At 56.7% G+C, this 18,425-nt stretch carries 13 protein-coding genes; 7 read left to right on the forward strand and 6 right to left on the reverse strand.

Annotated elements, in window-relative coordinates; genetic code table 11:
- The first annotated feature begins 14 nt into the window (after nt 1-14).
- On the forward strand, nt 15-1,553 hold the full coding sequence (locus PK28_RS13330; protein ID WP_044517103.1) for an HTTM domain-containing protein: 1,539 nt from the start codon (nt 15-17) through the stop codon (nt 1,551-1,553).
- 118 nt (nt 1,554-1,671) lie between these two features.
- Entirely contained in the window at nt 1,672-1,992 is a 321-nt protein-coding gene (locus tag PK28_RS13335; protein WP_044514597.1) for a hypothetical protein, read from the forward strand.
- An 80-nt stretch (nt 1,993-2,072) separates the two neighbouring features.
- Here PK28_RS13335 and PK28_RS13340 read toward each other — a convergent pair whose 3' ends face one another.
- The 4 genes from PK28_RS13340 to PK28_RS13360 all read right to left on the reverse strand — a co-directional run bounded on the left by PK28_RS13340 (nt 2,073) and on the right by PK28_RS13360 (nt 8,570).
- Nucleotides 2,073-3,875 (reverse strand): DUF885 domain-containing protein, encoded by a 1,803-nt coding sequence (locus PK28_RS13340; RefSeq protein WP_044514600.1) that lies wholly within the window; start codon nt 3,873-3,875, stop codon nt 2,073-2,075.
- Nucleotides 3,876-4,042: 167 nt separating this feature from the next.
- Entirely contained in the window at nt 4,043-5,323 is a 1,281-nt protein-coding gene (locus PK28_RS19575) for a T9SS type A sorting domain-containing protein (protein WP_052430564.1), read from the reverse strand.
- A 356-nt stretch (nt 5,324-5,679) separates the two neighbouring features.
- A complete protein-coding gene (locus tag PK28_RS19165) occupies nt 5,680-6,711 on the reverse strand; it encodes a hypothetical protein (protein ID WP_156126390.1) in 1,032 nt (343 codons plus the stop codon).
- A 641-nt stretch (nt 6,712-7,352) separates the two neighbouring features.
- Complete coding sequence (locus PK28_RS13360) at nt 7,353-8,570, reverse strand: carboxypeptidase-like regulatory domain-containing protein (protein ID WP_044514605.1); 1,218 nt, start codon at nt 8,568-8,570, stop codon at nt 7,353-7,355.
- A 224-nt stretch (nt 8,571-8,794) separates the two neighbouring features.
- On the opposite strand from PK28_RS13360, the gene PK28_RS13365 reads away from it, so the two are divergent.
- The 4 genes from PK28_RS13365 to PK28_RS13380 all read left to right on the forward strand — a co-directional run bounded on the left by PK28_RS13365 (nt 8,795) and on the right by PK28_RS13380 (nt 15,724).
- A complete protein-coding gene (locus PK28_RS13365; protein WP_044514608.1) occupies nt 8,795-9,811 on the forward strand; it encodes an alkaline phosphatase D family protein in 1,017 nt (338 codons plus the stop codon).
- An 86-nt stretch (nt 9,812-9,897) separates the two neighbouring features.
- Nucleotides 9,898-13,068, forward strand: a complete 3,171-nt coding sequence (locus tag PK28_RS13370; RefSeq protein WP_231576159.1) for a glycoside hydrolase family 3 N-terminal domain-containing protein — start codon at nt 9,898-9,900, stop codon at nt 13,066-13,068.
- Nucleotides 13,069-13,162: 94 nt separating this feature from the next.
- Nucleotides 13,163-13,840 carry a hypothetical protein gene (locus PK28_RS13375; protein WP_044514613.1) on the forward strand — a complete coding sequence of 226 codons (678 nt, stop codon included), beginning with the start codon at nt 13,163-13,165 and terminating at the stop codon, nt 13,838-13,840.
- 252 nt (nt 13,841-14,092) lie between these two features.
- The gene (locus tag PK28_RS13380; protein ID WP_044514616.1) at nt 14,093-15,724 is read left to right on the forward strand and encodes a 3-(methylthio)propionyl-CoA ligase; all 1,632 of its coding nucleotides are present in this window, start codon (nt 14,093-14,095) and stop codon (nt 15,722-15,724) included.
- Nucleotides 15,725-15,805: 81 nt separating this feature from the next.
- On the opposite strand, the gene PK28_RS13385 is transcribed toward PK28_RS13380, so the two are convergent.
- Together PK28_RS13385 and PK28_RS13390 are read right to left on the reverse strand one after the other, a co-directional pair.
- Nucleotides 15,806-16,324: a DUF2059 domain-containing protein gene (locus PK28_RS13385; RefSeq protein ID WP_048826036.1), complete on the reverse strand. Its 519-nt coding sequence runs from the start codon at nt 16,322-16,324 to the stop codon at nt 15,806-15,808.
- Nucleotides 16,325-16,394: 70 nt separating this feature from the next.
- Entirely contained in the window at nt 16,395-17,576 is a 1,182-nt protein-coding gene (locus tag PK28_RS13390) for an acyltransferase family protein (RefSeq protein ID WP_082017111.1), read from the reverse strand.
- A 113-nt stretch (nt 17,577-17,689) separates the two neighbouring features.
- Between PK28_RS13390 and PK28_RS13395 the strand changes: the two genes are divergently transcribed.
- The gene (locus PK28_RS13395) at nt 17,690-18,424 is read left to right on the forward strand and encodes a hypothetical protein (protein ID WP_156126391.1); all 735 of its coding nucleotides are present in this window, start codon (nt 17,690-17,692) and stop codon (nt 18,422-18,424) included.
- The last annotated feature ends 1 nt before the right edge of the window (nt 18,425 follow it).

The raw sequence follows: 18,425 nt of genomic DNA on the forward strand, positions 1-18,425 counted from the left end.
TGCCCTGGCTTTCTATGCCTCGTGGTGCCGCTGCTTTCTTACAGAATCCGTTTGCGCTGGATTTGCGGGCACTGGGGCTCCTGCGCATGGCGCTGGCGGCGGTGCTGCTGACTGACTTAGCTATTCGCAGTACTGATCTGGAAGCGCATTATGCTAACATGGGCGTGCTGCCCCTGCATGTGCTGTTTGCCAATTGCTGGACGCCCTATCAGTTCTCCCTGCACACCATGAGCGGGTTGTGGCAGGTGCAGGCTATTCTGTTTTTAGTGGCGGCCGGATTTGCCGGGGCCCTGCTGCTGGGCTACCACACCCGCCTGATGACGGTGCTATCCTGGCTGATGCTGGTTTCCCTACAAAACCGCAACCCGCTTATTCTGCAGGGCGGCGACGACTTACTGCGGATGCTACTCTTCTGGGGCATTTTTTTACCCTGGGGCCGCTGCTACTCGCTGGATGCGGGGCGCAAGCCTGTGCCGGCTTCCTTCACGTATTTCAGTGCCGCTACGGTGGCGTATATCGTGCAGCTGGCGCTGCTATACTGGTGCACGGCGCTGCTAAAAAGCGGCCCGGAATGGACCCAGGATGGCACTGCCCTATACTATGCGCTTAGCCTGGACCAGATTCTGATGCCCGTAGGCCGGCTGCTGTACCCGCATAGCGAGCTGCTGCGCCTGCTCACTTTTGGGGCCTACTATACTGAAATGCTGCTGCCCTTTGTGCTGTTTATCCCTTTTCGGGTAGCCTGGTGGCGCATGGTGTTTATAACGGTGCTTTTCCTGTTTCATATCGGTATCAGCCTCACGCTATTTGTGGGGCTGTTCTACCTGATCAATCTTGCCTCTCTACTGGCTCTATTGCCGGCTTCTGCGCTGGCCGTGCTGGAACGCCACGGACTGCCGCCGCTGCAACGCCTGCAACAGCGGGTCACTTTCCACACCACTGCCTGGCGGAACCGAATTGACCAGTGGCCCCGCCCGATTACCCTGCGCCTGGAAGCTACCTGGCAGCTCCACCGGGGTAGCCGGCAGTTACTGCGGAGCCTGCGCGAGGGGCTGGTGCTGGGCCTGCTGGTGTATATCTGCTGGTGGAATGTGGATAGCGTGGCGCCCACCCGCCGGCTGTTTTCAGACCATAGCCGCTGGCTGGGCTACCTCTTCCGGCTGGATCAGCACTGGGGCATGTTTGCGCCCACGGTGTTTAAGGATGATGGCTGGTATATTCTGGAGGCCACCACGGCCAGGGGGCGGCGCCTGGATTTAAACCGTGGGGCGGCCCCGGTAAACTACCGCAAGCCAGCCTCCGTGGTCAGCCTGTCTCCCAACGACCGGTGGCGTAAATACTCCGAGAATTACCTGTTTATTAACAATGCTTATATGCGGCCTTACTACTGCAACTATCTGCTGCGCATCTGGCAGGAAAGGCTGCCCACTACCCCCATCCGGCAGCTGGATGTCGTGTATATGAAGGAAGTTTCCCTGCCCAACTATCAGGTGGCGCCTCCTACGCGGGAAGTGCTGTGCACCTGCGCCCCTACTGTACCGGCCAAGCCGTAAGGGCTTAGGCTGATAAGACGGCTGAATAATTGGCAGCAAAAATCAGGCAGCGCCATCTTCCGGGCTCGTACTGCCGTATACAAAGCCCCAATATCCCGTTCATTCAGTTATCATTCCTATGAAACATCTGCCCCATATAGTACTGGCCCTGGTAGCGGCCACCGCGCTTTCGTCCTGCGACCGAAGCAAAAGCCCGGGCAAAGACCCGCAGTTTAGCCAGGACTTTACCGATGCCCCACCCGCCCGCTCTACCGACACGAACCTGGACAGCGTAAGCAAAGAGCAGGACGCGCAAACGCCCATTGGCACCGGCTCCGCTGCCGATATGAAAACCTCTACCGACGCGGCCATCAAGGGTTCCCCCAACGACCCCAACTCGCCGGTACAGCGCATGCCCAGCCAGTCTACCGAGCAGCAGGCCTCTACCCGCGAAGAGTAGCCAACTACCTTTACAAAATAGCCCGCCAGAATATCTGGCGGGCTATTTTTTGTAAGTGATAATCTGAATTCCGGGAGTAGTTATTTCTGGGTAGCGGCCCAGGCGTCCATTTTGCGCTCCAGCACTGCCAGGGGCATCACGCCATCCTTCAGCAGCTCATCGTGGAAGTTGCTCAGGCTGAACTTAGCGCCCAGCTGCTGCTCATACTTGGTGCGCAGTTCCCTGATTTTGAGGGCGCCCACCTTGTAGGAAAGCGCCTGGCCCGGAATGGCCATGTAGCGCTCAATCTCGGCCGTAGCGCCGTCTTCGCTAATGGCTTCGTTTTCCATCATGTACTTGATGGCCTGCTCACGGGTCATGTTTTTGGTGTGCATGCCCACGTCTACAACCAGCCGGATGGCGCGGTGCATTTCATCACCCAAAGCTCCCATGTACTGGTAGGGGTTGGTATAGAGGCCCAGCTCTTTGCCCAGGCTTTCCGTGTACAGGGCCCAGCCTTCGCCCATGGCGCCGTACCAGGCAAAGCGGCGGAACTTGGGCAAGCTGGTGTTTTCCTGCTGCAGCGAAATCTGGTAGTGGTGCCCCGGAATAGCCTCGTGCAAAAACAGCGACTCCATGCCGGAAGTGATATTGAACGTGGTGGCATCCAGAATTGGAATGTAGAACACCCCGGGGCGCGAGCCATCGGGGCTGCCCTGGTTGTATTCGGCCGAGGCGGAGGCGGCGCGGAAGGCCTCCGTCTGCCGGATTTCGAACGGGGTTTTGGGCGTGCGCCCAAACATCTTCTTCAGGTTGGGGTCGATGGTGGCCTGAATGGCGCGGAAGGCGTTGAGCACATCTTCCGGCTTTTTGTAGGGCATCAGCTTTTTATCTGTCTTCAGGCTCTGGAAGAAGGCCTGCAAATCACCCTTGAAGCCTACCTGCGTCTTCACTTTTTCCATTTCCTGGCGAATGCGCTTTACCTCGCTCAGGCCGGTCTGGTATATTTCTTCGGGCGTTTTATCGGTGGTAGTCCAGTATTTAACGTCGTAGCGATACAGCTCGGCGCCCTGCGGAATGGCGGCAATGCCGGTGCTGGTGCGGGCTTTGGGCAGGTATTCCGTCTTGAGAAAATCGCCCAGCTTTTTGTAGGTGGGTACCAGCTCCGTGAGAATGGCTTGCTTATATGCCTCCGTGATGCGCTTTTTATCAGCCTCCGCTATGCCTTGTGGCATTTTATTGATGGGGCCGTAGAACAGGCTCTTGGTGGGGTCCGTGACTACCATGGCCGTCATCTGCGGAATCATTTTTACCACCAGGGCTTTGGGCAGCACCACGCCGGCTTTCATGCCCTGGCGGAAGTTGCTGATGGCGGTATCGGCCCACACGGAAAAGCCCCGCACACGGCCCAGCCAGTTATCATAGTCCTGCGCCGTTTTAAACGGCTGGTTGCCTTCGCCGGAGCCGTACTGGCCCATGGTAAGCGGCAGGCCCCAAAACTGCTGAAAAGGCATCATCCAAGTGTTCAGCTGCAGGCCCTCCAGCTTGGTTTCCAGGTCGTATTTAAAGATATCGTAGCTGATTTTATCATTCTCCGAGAGCTTCTCCCGGTCGTATTTCGCCAGTTGGCTTAGGTAAGACTGGTAGGTAGTGCGCAGCTTCTCCCGGAACTCCCGGGTGCCGTCGTTGGGCAGCTGGTCGTTGTAGCGGTTATCGCCCTGCGCGGTGGCATCCAGGGGAAAAAGCCGGCTGTTTTCTTCCCAGTATTGATCGAAAAGTGTGGCCATATCTTTCATTTCGGTAGCCGTGCTGGCCGTAGCGCCGGCCTCCTGTGGTTGCGTTTGCTGACTACAGCTTCCCAACAGGGTGCCAGCCAGCAAAGCCGCTAAGGTTACGTGTTTCATTTAGGGAGAGTTGATTGGATGAACGGAAACGAAAGCTAGCAGATTTTAGGACGAAAGGCAGTACTTCCGGGTACAAATACAGCCGGTGGGTTTCACCAAAAACGGCCGTGCCAATGAAGCTTGTCTTCATTGGCACGGCCGCACTCTTTTCCACAATTATTGCCTGCCTAGTTCAGCAGTATTTTCTGACTCATCATGCCGGTAGAGGTCATGGCCTGCACAATATAGATACCGGCTACCGAGGTCCGCAGCGGAATGGTGCGGGAGAAAGTGCCGGAGGCTTCAGAAGAAAGCTGCTCGGTGTACACTACCCGGCCCATGCTATCCAGCACCCGAATGGCGCGGCAGGTGCCGGGGCTGCGCAAATCCACATTCAGCGAAGAAAGGTTGCCATACACGGCCAGGGCCTGCGTGCCCTTTCCGGCCTGCACCACCGCCACGTTGGAGTAGCTGAAGGTGCCATCGGTATCGGTGGCCTTCAGGCGGTAGTAGCTGATGCCCGCGCGGGGCGTTCTATCAACGAAAGAATAAGAGCGAGTAGTGGACGACTGACCCGCGGCCGGCACCACGGAAACGGCTTCAAACTGGCGGCCATCCTGGGAGCGTTCTACCGTGAAATTGGCGGAAGCCCGTTCCATGGCCGTAGCCCAGCTCAGCTCTACCTGCTCATTCACATACTTAGCCGCGAAGCTGATCAGCTCAACCGGCAGGGGGCCGCAGCCATTAATGGCAATAGCCTCCAGGGCATTGGGGTTGCACTCCAGGCTGGGGTCGGTGGTGGAGGTACAGGCTGTTTCCTGGCCCAGCACGCATACGCGCAGGTTGGGACCAAATAAACCATTCAGCTTGCCCCGGCTTTGCGTACGTACGCAGCCATCTATTGCCAAGGCACCAGTTCCTTCCAGGCTGGGGTTGCCCTGCATTACAATCAGGTCACCATCTATATTCACCTCGGAGGCAACTGTGAGGGTAGATTGGTTGGCAATGGTGATGCTGCAGGTGGCGGTAAGGGGCGCATTAATCAGGGCATCGGCCTTCAGAAAGCTTAGGGAAGTAACCTCCACGCTGCCATTAGCCAGTAAGCGTTGCTTGTCGGGCCCGGTTTGCTGGCCAAAGCTTAGCGTACGGCCGGGGGTGGTGGCAGCTTCGGTAATGGAGCCGTTTGTTCCAATCATTAACACCCCATTATTGCCGGCTACCGTATAATCCTGATCCAGCTGAACGGGGGCGTTGATGATGATGATGTTGTTGCTGACGTCCTGCCCGTTTACCATTTTATTGGTAGGCACTGGATTGGCATTAGGGGTGCCGGATACCACCCAGGTACCCGGGCTGCTCCAGGCGCCCCCGGTGGCCGTAGTAGTGTAAACTGTTTGCGCTACCGCTCCTGTTTTGAGCCCGCAGCTCAAGATCAAAAACAGGACAAAAGGAAGTATATAGGTTTTCATGTTCGTCGTAGTTAAGGTCAAACTTTTTATCTTAAAAGCTTGATATTTATACGACAACACTTATCTTTAGATCATCAACAACGAGCAAAAAAATTTTATAACTGGTCTTATATATATAAATATTCTAATTGAATCAAAATGAATTTATCCTGGCGTAATGTGCTTTAATGCGCTAAAAACCACTTCAAAAACTGCATTTATTTTACAAACTATTCTAAGAATGAGACAAAAAAATTCATGTAAACGTTCCTGAATTTCCTTTTTGTGTTTACGTTTTGCCACGTGTTACCCAGCACAAAGGGCCCCGACAGACAAATCTGTCGGGGCCCTTTGTGCTGGGCAGGCAACCAGAAAGCTTATTCTTTTAACAGCAGGCGCTGCGTGAGCAAACCAGTGGTGGTGATGGCCTGCACCGTATAAATACCCAAGCTTCGCTGTCCCAGTTGGATCTGGCGCTGAAGATTTCCCCGGGTAGCCGCCGTAAATGCCTCACTGTATACTACACGCCCCAGGTTATCAAGCACGCGCAGTAGCTTGCACTCTCCGGGGGTATGCACTTCTACCACCAGCTGCGCGGCGTTGCCTGCCTGCCCGTAAGCCAAGAGTTCCGCCTTGATGGCCGTGGCCTGCACTACCGCCACCGACGAAAATGCCTGCGTACCGTCGGTATCCGTCTGGCGCAGCCGGTAGTAGTTGGTACCCGTAACCGGCTCGGCATCAGTAGCGGAGTATTGTTGCAGGGTACTGGTATGCCCGGCAGCGGGTACGCTCACAATAGGTTTGAACACATGCGCATCGGTGGAGCGCTCTACCGTGAAATTGGCGGAGGCCCGCTCCAGCGCCGTGGTCCAGCTTAGCTGTACCTTACCCCCTACGTAGTGGGCCGTAAAGCTATTCAGCTCCACGGGCAGAGAGGGTGGCGGACAGCCGTTGTTGGGAATCTCCACGGCGGTGTTCACCTGCAGCTTGCTATCCAGGGTATTCCGCCCACAGCCCCCACCTCTTTTCACACATACCACAACGGCATCGGAGAATAACCCTTTTAAGGGGCCGTTATTCACGCTCAGCACTGCGCCTTCAACCGTTAAGCTTGCCCCGCTCAAGCCTTGGTCAATATCCGGGTTAGTGGCTTCGGTATCGGTATTGCCGTTATACACAATCAGGTCGCCTTTCACTACTACATTAGAGGAAATAGCGAAGGTGGATTGATTACTGAGTAGCAGATTGCAGTCCAGCGTGGTGGCTGATCTGATAGAGGCATCCGACTTATAGAACTCCAGGGTTGCAGCCGTTATCTTGCCGCCACTGGCAATGGATAATCGTTGGACGACTTTATTAGTTTGCTCTACAAACTTCAGCGTCCTTCCTGTTGCAACTAATTCACCCAAACTACCTATGGCAATTTTGCCATCTTTTCCTCCTGCAACATAGTTATCAGTCAGTTCGACTTTACGATCTATCGTTACAACATTATTCCACCCAGAGGTAGGAAAATCTGGCATAGTCAGTCCGGCAGGGCTGCTGCTTCTGGTCCAGGAGGCGGCGGCGTTCCATTGCAAGGCAGCACCGGGTAGCAAGGCTGCCGAAGCGGTACTGTAGTAGTAGATCTGCCCGTATCCATTGGTAAAGGCGCTAAACAGCGCTACCATGAATAGCAAAAAGGAGCGTAGAGTTGCTTTCATCACATTCCAACTTTATGGTTCAATTATTTAATTGAATTTTCATATAATATAAATCTTAACTCTACCCGTAGCAAGTGTTTTTGTTATATTATTATATTATTTATACCTATAACGATAATAAACAAAACTGCGTAGCCTACTTCCCGGTAGCCGGTTAGGGAGCATTTACTCAAGTTTTGAAAGGTGAGGCCACCGGCATCTTCCGCCTTCATCAGCATGTTTTTCCAGCTCCTGTTTTTCTCCCTGCACTCGACACGGCTTAACAGACGGCACATTCCCACCCGAAAAGGCATAAAAAAGCCCGCTGGCGAATACCAGCGGGCTTTTTTACAGAAACGGAGTGATGGTTATTTTTTGACCATCGTGCCAAAAGCGCCTTTTCTTTCGAAGGCAGCAATTACTTCGTCCTCCACCGGCGTACGCTTCACCACGGGGTTGTTGGCCCAGAACTCCGGGTCATACTTAATGCTGCGAATGGCATCCAGGTCACGGTCTTTCGTGCTTACCCGGGCGTATTTAATGGCCGTAGGTGTGGGCGTGGTATCGTAGAAGAACGTGAACGACTGCACATTAATAGGCGTGGCTGCCTTGCCGGCGCTGGTTAGCTCAGCCTGCAGGCTGGTTTTCATATAGGATAAGGGCGTGGGGCCGGTGGCACCGGCGGCATCCTGAAAAGCCATTTCTATCCGCAGCTGGGGGTTGCGAAATTTCTGGTTGGGATTGGTGGAGGTGGCCGTGAAGTTAGGCGTCGTCATTTGGTAGCGCAGCACCTGGTAAGTATCCGTATCAACCCAGATAGTGCCCTTCGATTCATATTTCTCCAGCTCGGGGCGGGTTTCAAAGGTAATTTCCGCCACGCCACCCTTGGTAGAATCGGGGCCGGCCACAATGCCCTTTATTTCGAGCAGGTAGTTTTTGAAGGTGTTGGGGCTAAGCAGCGCCAGGGATTTAGTGCTATCCATGCGCGGATCAAACAACCCAAAGGAGCGGGTATACAGCGAGAAGTTGCTGAAGCTGGTTACAGCCTGCTTGCCGGCGTAGCGGCCCTGCGCAATGGCCGTGCCCTCTATGCGGGAGTTATTGGACTTCACATTCCAGATAACTTCCTGCAGCTCCGTGGGCTCGCCCCCGATGCGCGTAATCTGGCGGTAGAAGGCTTTGCCGTAGAATTTCTGGTCATATTCTTTCTGCAGGCGCTGGTAGGCCCGGTCTACCAACCGAAAAGCATAGCTGCCTACTTTCACCTCCGGCAGCGTAATTGTAGCCGAGGCCAGGGAAACCGCCAGCGGCTCGGCCCCGGAGGTAACCCGCACGGTGTCGCGCTGGTGGCTGAGCTCGGAGAAAACCAGGGTGCGCGGCAAGGATGGCACGTTGATGGAGAATTCGCCGTTTTCGTTGCTGGCCGTGCCCAACGTGGTGCCGCTCACGCCAATGCTTACAAAAGGAAGCGGCTCGCGGGTATCTTTATCGATAACGGTGCCGCGCAGCATGACCTGCGCCTGGGCAAGCTGGGTGAGTAGCAAAAAAGCCACCATTAGCCCCAGGGCCTTAGAAAATGGGCGCATGGCCCCGGAAAAAGAACGGCGAAAAAAAAGCGAAGACCGATAAATCAAAACAGCCAGGATTGAAGTGTGAAGATTGAGAAACCGTAAACGCCTGCGCTAACGGCCGGCATATGTAGCATTCACAAAAAACGAACCGGATAGTGGTCAAACCAACTATCCTACGCAGAAAGATAATCTTTGCTTTTCCTTTGTTGCCGGTTACCTCACGTCTTAGCCCTCCCTTAATGAAAGCTTCTCTCCTTCTTGCAGCCCTAACTTCTTTATATATAGGTACCCAGACGCCCGCGCTGGCCCAGCATAAAAAAGAGCTGCGCATTGCCTTTGGCTCCTGTAACCGCCACGATTTACCCCAGCCCCTCTGGGACGACATTGCCCAAGACAAGCCGCAGGTGTGGATCTGGCTGGGCGACAACATTTACGGCGACACCGACGACATGCAGGTGATGCGCCAGAAGTACGATGCCCAGTTCAACCAGGAAGGCTACCGCCACCTGCGCGAGCAGGGCACGGCCGTCATCGGTACCTGGGACGACCACGACTACGGCCGCAACGACGGCGACAAGAACTACCCCTTCAAGAAGCAGAGTCAGCAGGTAACCCTGGATTTTCTGCAGGAGCCAGCCGCCAGTCCGCGCCGCCAGCAGGAAGGTATTTATGCCGCCTACGAGTACAAAGCGGGCCGCAAAAAGGTGAAAGTGATTCTGCTGGATGACCGCTACTTTCAGGACACGCTGTACCGCGACGCCAACAAAGTATACCACCCCAACCTGACCGGCGACATTCTGGGCGAGGCCCAGTGGAAGTGGCTGGAGCAGCAGCTCACCAACTCCGATGCCGATGCCCATATCATTGCCTCCGGCATTCAGTTTCTGCCTCAGGAGCACGTGTATGAGAAGTGGGCCAACTTCCCCAAGTCCCGCCAGCGCCTGCTGGATTTGCTGGTTTCCACCAAAACCAAGGGTGTGCTGCTCATCAGCGGCGACCGGCACATTGGCGAGATTTCCAAAATGACGCTCCCGGGTCTGGAACAGCCCATTTATGAGGTAACCTCCAGCGGCCTTACCCACCCGGCCACCCAGAATACCGGCGAGCCCAACCAGTACCGCGTGGGGCCGCTGGTGAATCAGAAGCATTATGCGCTGTTCCGCTTCCGCCAGAAGCACCGCAAGCTGCTGGTTTCGGCGGCCCTGAAGGGGGATGAAGGCAAGGTGTTTTACACCGAGAACATCGAAATAAAGTAGCCGGAGCTTGGCGGGTTGTCAAAATGCTCGCCCGGTAAAAGCAGCACATTCCCCTAACTTCGCAATTCAACCTACGCCCCAGTCGCTTGTCGTTGTTCCGCCACCTCTCTTTGCTATTGCTGGCCCTGCTGCTCCTGAGCCCGACGGATATGTCGGCGCAGCGCCGGAAGAAATCTTCTGCTCGCCAAAAAACCAGCCGTAAGGTGGCGCGTCGGGCGCCTGTACGCCGCAGCCGCCCCGCTGCGAAAGTAGTAGCGCGGCCGAAACCGGTAGTGCAGACACCCAAGGTCAAGCCAGTAGCATTAGCGGTAGCCAAGCCCGTAATCGGGCAGCCTAGTAAGTTACCGGTACCGTTTGCCGCACAGCTCAGCAGCTCCCGCTGGGTAGATTCCGTAATGCAGACGCTGACGCCCGACCAGCGAGTAGCCCAGCTGTTTATGGTGGCGGCTTACTCCAACCGCAAACGCATTGATGAGGACTCTGTGTCAGCGCTGATTCAGCAATACGGCATTGGCGGGCTGATTTTCTTTCAGGGCGGGCCCGTGCGCCAGAGCCGGCTGCTGAACCGCTACCAAAGTCAGAGCCGCGTGCCCCTGCTGGTGGCCATGGATGCAGAATGGGGCGTGGGTATGCGCCTGGACAGCGTGGTGCGCTTCCCCTTCCAGATGAGCATGGGTGGCATCCACGACAACCAGCTCTTCTATGACATGGGTGAGGAAGTAGCAGCGCAGTTTAAGCGGCTGGGCATGCACGTCAATTTTGCGCCGGTAGTTGATGTCAATAACAACGCCGCCAACCCGGTTATTGGCTTCCGCAGCTGGGGCGAGGACCGCCAGAACGTAACGGAGAAAAGCGACCTCTACATGAAGGGTATGCAGGATGCCGGCGTGCTGGCCGTGGCCAAACACTTTCCCGGCCACGGCGACACCGATACCGACTCCCACCTGGCCCTGCCGCTGGTGCGCGTAGACCGCCGCCGCCTCGATACCCTGGAGCTATACCCCTTCCGCAGCCTCATGCAGCGTGGCCTGGGCGGCCTAATGATTGCCCACCTCAACATTCCGGCCCTCGATAGCACCGGCACGCCTTCCACCCTTTCCCGCCCCATTGTAACCGACCTGGTTCAGCGCAAAATGGGCTTTGAAGGCATCATCTTCACCGATGCCATGAATATGAAGGGCGTCATCAGCAAGTACCCGCCCGGCGAGGCCGATGTGCGCGCCCTGCTGGCCGGCAACGATATTCTGGAATTCAGCAAAAACATACCGCTGGCCCTGCAAATGGTGCGCGCCGCCATTAACCGCGGCGAGCTAACCCAGGAAGAAATTGACCGCCGCTGCCGCAAAGTACTGGCCCTGAAGCAGTGGGCCGGCCTGGACAAGTATCAGCCCATCAGCCTGAAAAATATTTACCAGGACCTGAACGGCGCCCACGCCCAGTACCTCAGCCGCCACCTTTCCGAGCTGAGCATCACCGTGCTGCGCAACCAGAAAAACCTGCTGCCCCTTTCCCGCCTAGATACCCTACGGCTGGCCACGCTCACCATCGGTACAAAAGACACCACCGATTTTCAGCGCATGGTGGCCACCTACGCGCCGGTGCGCCACTTCTGGCTGCCGGCCACGCCTACCCTGGACGAGTTGGTGCAGATGCGCGAAGCTCTGCGGCCCTACAATACCGTGCTGGTGGCCCTCAGCAACCTGGGCCGCCAACCCGCCACCAATTTTGGCATTACGCCGGAAACCAACGTGCTCCTGCGCGAGCTGGGCGCCGGCAAGCAGCGCATGATTGTCAGCGTATTTGGCACGGCCTACGCCGTAGCCAAAGTGCGGGACTTAGACCGCGCCGAAGCAGTGGTTGTAGCCTACCAGGAAAGCCGGAATGCCCAGGAAAAGGTTGCGGAACTGATTTTTGGCGGCTTTGATGCCAAAGGAAATCTACCCGTTACGGTTTCAGAGAAATACAGCTACGGCAAAGGCCTCGCTACGCAGGGCGGTGCCCGGCTGCGCTTCGGGGCTCCCGAAGATGTGGAGATGGATCCGCGCCTGGAAGCCCGCGTAGATTCTGTTATGGCGCAGGCTCTGGCCGCCCACGCTACCCCGGGGGCGCAGGTGCTCATTGCCCGGCGCGGCACGGTGGTGCTACGCAAAAGCTACGGCACCCAAACCTATGCTGAGGCCGGAAAAGCGGCCCGCCCGGTGCAGGATACCGATATCTACGACCTGGCTTCCCTCACAAAAGTTGCCGCCGCGCTGCCGGCCCTCATGAAGCTGCAGGATGAAGGCAAGTTCAGTCCCGACAAAACCCTGGGCGACTATTTCCCCGAGCTGCGCAAGACCAATAAAGCCAACCTGAAGCTGCGGGACGTGCTCACCCACCAGGCCCGCCTGCAGGCCTGGATTCCGTTCTGGAAAAGCTACGTGCGCAAAAACGGCAAGCTAAAATGGTGGTACGTGCGCCGAGACTCCTCTGCCCTGTTCCCCCTGCAGGTTGCCCGCCACGAGTGGGCCCGCCGCGACCTGCCCCGCCGCATTATCAAGGCCATTGGCAAGTCGCCGCTGAATGCAAAGCCGGGCTATGTGTACTCTGATTTGTCGTTCTACCTGTACCCGGCGCTGGTGGAGCGCCTTAGCGGCAAGCCGTTTGAGCAGTATCTGCAGGAGAATTTCTACCGGCCGCTGGGCGCCACTACCTTAGGCTTCAACCCCACGCGCCGCTTCCCGCTCAGCCGCCTGGTGCCCACGGAATACGACTCCTTGTTTCGCCGGCAGCTGCTGCACGGCACCGTGGATGATGAAGGCGCGGCCCTGCTAGGTGGTATTTCCGGCCACGCGGGCCTGTTTGGCTCCGCTACCGATCTGGCCAAGCTGGTGCAGCTCTACGCCAACGGTGGCCGCTACGGCGGGCAGCAGTTCATAAAGGAAGCCACGCTGGCCGAGTACACGCGCTGCCAGTTCTGCCCCCAGAACCGCCGCGCCCTCGGCTTCGACAAGCCCAGTACGCCCCCGGCCGGCAACACCGCCCACGATGCCAGCCCCGGCAGCTTCGGCCACTCCGGCTTCACGGGCACGTATTTCTGGGTTGATCCGCAGTATGAGCTGACGTATATCTTCCTTTCCAACCGGGTGAACCCCACGCGCCGCAACAACAAGCTCTCCGATTTGAACGTGCGCACCCAAATTCAGCAGCTGGCCATTGACGCCATTCGCAAGCCCCGGCATCTGGAAGTGGAAAGCACGGTGCCGCAGGAGAATTAAGCGGCCGCTACCTACACAGAATAAGCAGAATAAGATAGGCTGACCTGCAACCCACCTAGCAGGAAGTGACTCTTCCTATAATAACGATCTACTGATGAAGAATGTCTCTTTGTTTCTGTGCGGTGCGTTGCTCTTAGGTGCTGGTTGCGGCCCAAACCCTCCTGTAGAATATAAGCTTTCAGCTGAGCAAATTGCCTGGCAGCCCTATAAGACCGGGGACCAGCTGCGCTTTGGCCAGGCCCATACCAGCAAAGTGCGCACTTTTACTATCACAGAAGTAAAAGTGCAGTTTCATGAGTATTCCGTTGGAGGAAATGCAATGGTTTATCTCGGGCCTCCCAAAAAGATAAAGGCTCAGGAGCTTGATGTGTACGCCCGTCGTACCGATACGCTCCGCTACGTGCGCACCCCTACAAGCACGCCTGCACAACCAGATTCGGTACCTGACTTATCCTCCAGCACTCTGATTAGCATGGGAGCCAATGAGTATCGCAGTATCACCTACCTAAACTGGGATATCGGCTTTGGTAGTTCTCTTCCACTAGATCAGAAACTCCCGGAAAACCAACTGGCCGATACTACCCGGCAGTTGCTGCCTAATCTGCGGCTGAGCGACATTGATTATGGGCCGGTATGGCGGATTTATAACGAATTATCCTTCTTACCCACAGTGCATCCACGCGCCCGGCCAGCCCGGCTTGTTTATTTTGCAAAGGGCTACGGGGTGGTTGGGTTTGTAGAAGGCAATACGTTGTGGTATCGGCTGCCTTAAGCAAATCCTACGCGCTTCATACTGCACCATTTCTGATAATATTCCTTCCCAGATCCGTTACTGCAAGCCGGATAGCTCAACCGTGCTTTATCCTATTTTTCAACTCCCAATCCGTACCCGGCTGGGAGTAGCTTTCCATGAAGGCAGCGAAAAGGAACCCCAAATGCAGGGCGCAAGCAACAAAGCGAGAAAGTACAATGTGTTGGGGTTTCTATTTAGCTTAAGGCCTTCTATCCCCAAACCCACCGCTATATGTTAGGATTGATGATGCAGGAGCCCCTGCGCATTGCCGGGCTCATAGAGCACGCCGCCAAGTGGCACGCTGATACCGAGATTGTCACGCGCCTGGTAGAAGGTGGCTTTCACCGCTACACCTATGCCGCCGCGCACCGCCGCAGCAAGCAGCTGGCTAATGCCCTCAAGGAGCTAGGCATTAACTGGGGCGAGAGGGTGGGCACGCTGGCCTGGAATACGCACCGGCATTTTGAGCTCTACTACGGCATATCGGGTATGGGAGCCGTGTGCCACACCATCAACCCGCGTCTGTTTCCAGAGCAGCTGGTCTACATCATCAACCACGCCGAAGACCGGCTGATTTTCTTCGACCTCACCTTTCTGCCGCTGGTGGAGCGCCTGGCACCTTTATGCCCTACGGTAGAAGCCTGGGTGCTAATGACCGACCGCGCACACATGCCGGAGGCCACCGCCCTGCCCGGCGAAGTGCGCTGCTACGAAGACCTGCTGGCCGCCCACAACGAAGAGTTTACGTGGCCGGTATTTGATGAAAATACCGCCTCCTCGCTGTGCTATACTTCCGGTACCACCGACCAGCCCAAGGGCGTGCTCTACTCCCACCGCTCCACGGTGCTGCACAGCTACGCCGCTGCCCTGCCCGACTGTTTTAACTGCTCGGCCCGCGACGTAATTCTGCCCGTAGTGCCCATGTTCCATGTCAATGCCTGGGGTATTCCCTACCTGGCTCCCATGATTGGCTGCAAGCTGGTACTGCCCGGCCCGGGCCTGGATGCGGCTAGTTTGTATGAGCTGTTTGAAAACGAAGGCGTAACATTTTCGGCTGGCGTGCCTACCATCTGGTTTGGGCTGCTGCAATTCATGCGCGACAAAAAGCGGCGGTTCAGCACGCTCAACAAGATGATTGTAGGTGGCGCTTCCTGCCCGCCCGCCCTGCTCAAGGCCTTTGATGAAGAGCTGGGTGTGCAGATTCGGCACGCCTGGGGCATGACGGAAACCTCCCCACTGGGTACCGTTTGCACGCTAAAAAGCCAGCAGCTTAGTCTCAGCCCCGAGGAGCAGTTTGCTATTCAAAGCAAGCAGGGCCGCGCCATTTTTGGGGTAGATATGAAGATTGTGGACGACGAAGGCCAGGAGCTACCCCACGACGGCGTAGCCTTCGGCGACCTGCTGGTGCGCGGCCCCTTTATTGTGGCCGATTACTACCGGGCCGGGGAGCCTGGCGAGCTAACCAAAAGCGGCTGGTTCCGCACCGGCGACGTAGCCACCATCGACCCCAACGGCTTCATGCAGATTACGGACCGCAGCAAGGACGTTATCAAATCAGGCGGGGAATGGATTTCCAGTATAGAGCTGGAAAACCTGGCCGTGGGCCACCCCGCTGTGGCCGAGGCCGCCGTGATTGGCGTGCCCCACCAAAAATGGAGCGAGCGGCCTCTGCTGGTGGTAGTGGTGCGGCCCGGCCATGAATTAACCGCCGAGGAGATTCTGGCCTTCTATGAGGGTAAAGTAGCCAGCTGGTGGAAACCCGATGCCGTGGAATTTGTGGAGCAGCTGCCGCATACCGCTACGGGCAAGCTCCTCAAAACCCAGCTGCGCAAGGATTTTGATGGTTATGTACTGGGTGGGTGACATGTGCTTCTGCCACGCAGCCCAATAAAAAGGCGCTGCTCCAATTTGGGGCAGCGCCTTTACTTTTACCTGAAAAGCCAGCTATTCCTGCGCTTTCATTTTCTCCTCCAGCATGCGCTGCAGCTCCGGCAGGTTTTCCTGCACCCGGCGCTGGCCCAGCTGCATACCCGCCTGCAGCAGCACGTTCTGCTTGCTCACGTATTTCTGGCCCGTCGGGGACTGGTAGAATTTGGTGAGGTCGCGCAGCTCTTTTTCCGTGAACTCGCGGGCATAGAGGTCTACCATTTCGGTTTTCAGCGCGGTCCAGCTCATGTATTTGTTCATGAAGGCGCGCATTTCGGGCTCCAGCTTTTTCAGGTTGGGGTTTTGCTCTATCTGCAGGGCCAGAGTCATGTCGATGCTCTGGTTAATGGTTTTTTCCGACTGCATTACTTCCAGCAAAGATTCGGCGGCTTTGCGCTGCGCGGCGGAGATTAATGTGGGAGCCACCACCGCTGCGGTAGTGTTTTGGGCTTTTACGACCGGGGCCAACAGCAATAAACCAGCGGCCAGGAATACGCCACCGCAGCGGGAAGCCCAGGAATGGAACGAATACAACATTTACTTCGGATGATCAGGAATGGATATGAATACGGTAAGTTCCGGAAAATAACCTACCTAAAAGCGCCGGCTAAAGCTTCACGATAATATGTCGGCGGTATAGCACCCACAGCACCGCATACCAGATCAGCAGGCACGTTACGGCACCGGCCAAAGATGCATTATATGGCGAAGCGAAGTAAGGCGCGAAAAACTGGGCGTACAGCCAGTCTTTCATGCTGACAGACATACCAGCCGGGTCCGCCACCTGCCACAGATTGAGCGTGCGGGCCACCAGCGTAGAACCCACAAATACCAGCAGGGCATTTACGCCTACCACCTGGGCCGGCAACGCAAAACGCCGCCAGCCCTGCACATCACAAAGCCAGTACAGCGTAGCCAGCACCGCTATGGCCAGGCCGCCTGTGTAGAGCACATAAGAGCTGGTCCACAGGCTTTTGTTGAGCGGAAACCAGTGGCTCCAGATCAAGCCCAGCACTATGAGCAGGCCGGCATCAATCAATAACCAGACTACTTTCACAGCAGGCTCCAGGCGCGGGCGGCGTAGCCATTCACCGGTAAGTACGCCCAGCAGGCCGGTGGCCACCGCGGGCAGGGTACCCAGCAGGCCTTCCGGGTCCCAGGTGCGGCTGAGCTTCCAGAGGTGGTTTTCGGTGAAGATGAGCCGGTCCAGCCACGCGCCCAAGTTGGTGGCGGGCTCTAGGTTAGCCGGTCCGAAACCCGGCACGGGTACTACCTGCAGCAGCAGGGAATAGCCAATGAGCAACCCCAGCACCAGCCCAATCTGCTGACGGCGGGTGGTGTACAAAAACAAGACCCCGCACACGCCAAAAACCACCCCAATGCGCTGCAGCACGCCCGGGAGCCGCACGGTGGCAAACTCAAAATACGGCAGCAGGGCCACCAGAATACCCAGCGCAGTGATGAGTGCCGCCCGGCGCAGGACTCGGCGCATGGCCGTGCGGCGCCGGGCGGCCTCGTGGCGGCTGTTATCCAGCGCATATACCGCCGAAACGCCGACTATAAACAGGAAGAAGGGAAACACCAGGTCGGCCAGGGTGCAGCCGTGCCACTCGGCATGGGCCAGCGGCGCGTAGATGTGGCCCCAGTCGCCGGGGTGGTTTACCAGCAGCATCACCAGCACCGTTATGCCCCGGAACACATCCAGGGAGATAAGGCGGCCGGGCTGCGAGGCCTCCGCTAACGGCGGCATACCGGTGGTGGCTAAAGCGGCTTGGGTGGTGCTTTGCATGGGAAGCTGACTACTGCGGGAGTGGGGAAATATTGGGTAAATTAGTCATGCTGCGCTTGCCGCCGGGAATTACCTACTTTATATCCCGGGTGCTTTTTTGCTACTACTTCGTTATGTCAGCCAGTCGCCACCGTTTCCGATTTGCAGGAGCCCTTTTCCTGTGGGCGGGCGTTATCAGCTGTCAATCTAAGCAGCAGGCGCCTGACTTCCCGTTTCCTGAAAACCCCAGCATTTCGGATGCCGCGGGCCACCCGCGGGACACGCTGACGGATTACTTTCATTTACCCGATTATATCAGCAAACAGCCCCATGTGGAGGCTGGGGTAGCTAGGCAAATTCAGGATGACTTCCGGCACCTGAGCAGCGAGCTGTATTACTTCGGGGCGCCGGTACTGTCTAATTACCCGCTTCCCAAACCGATTTTTCGGGCTTTGCGCCATAGCGCTTCTGATCCAGTACAGCTCTTCACCTTTCAGGTAGATGAGAAAGGTCCTTTTCTGCTGGTGCAGGCGCTCAACCATCACTCCAATCTGGGCGGGCCTCAGGCTCCGCCCCCTGTGTTATCTTCTAACGAGCAGGCCGAAAGGAAGTGGCTTCAACGCCCTCCAACCGTTGAGTACACCTGCCGGTATGACCTCAGTAAAAGCCAGTGGTATAACATGACGAGCCAGTTTCCGGAAACTTACTCTCCATACTACATCAGCCCCAGTGTCTTTGAGGGATTTGGCGGCAACCGGTGGCTTTTTGAAACCAGCACACCCCGGAGCTATAGTCTGTATTACTACCGGGCCGATTCTCCCAGCTATTTAATCAGATGGCTGGAAGCCCACGGCTACCCGGAACAATAGT

This window comes from Hymenobacter sp. DG25B (assembly GCF_000801315.1).
Classification (GTDB): Bacteria; Bacteroidota; Bacteroidia; order Cytophagales; family Hymenobacteraceae; genus Hymenobacter.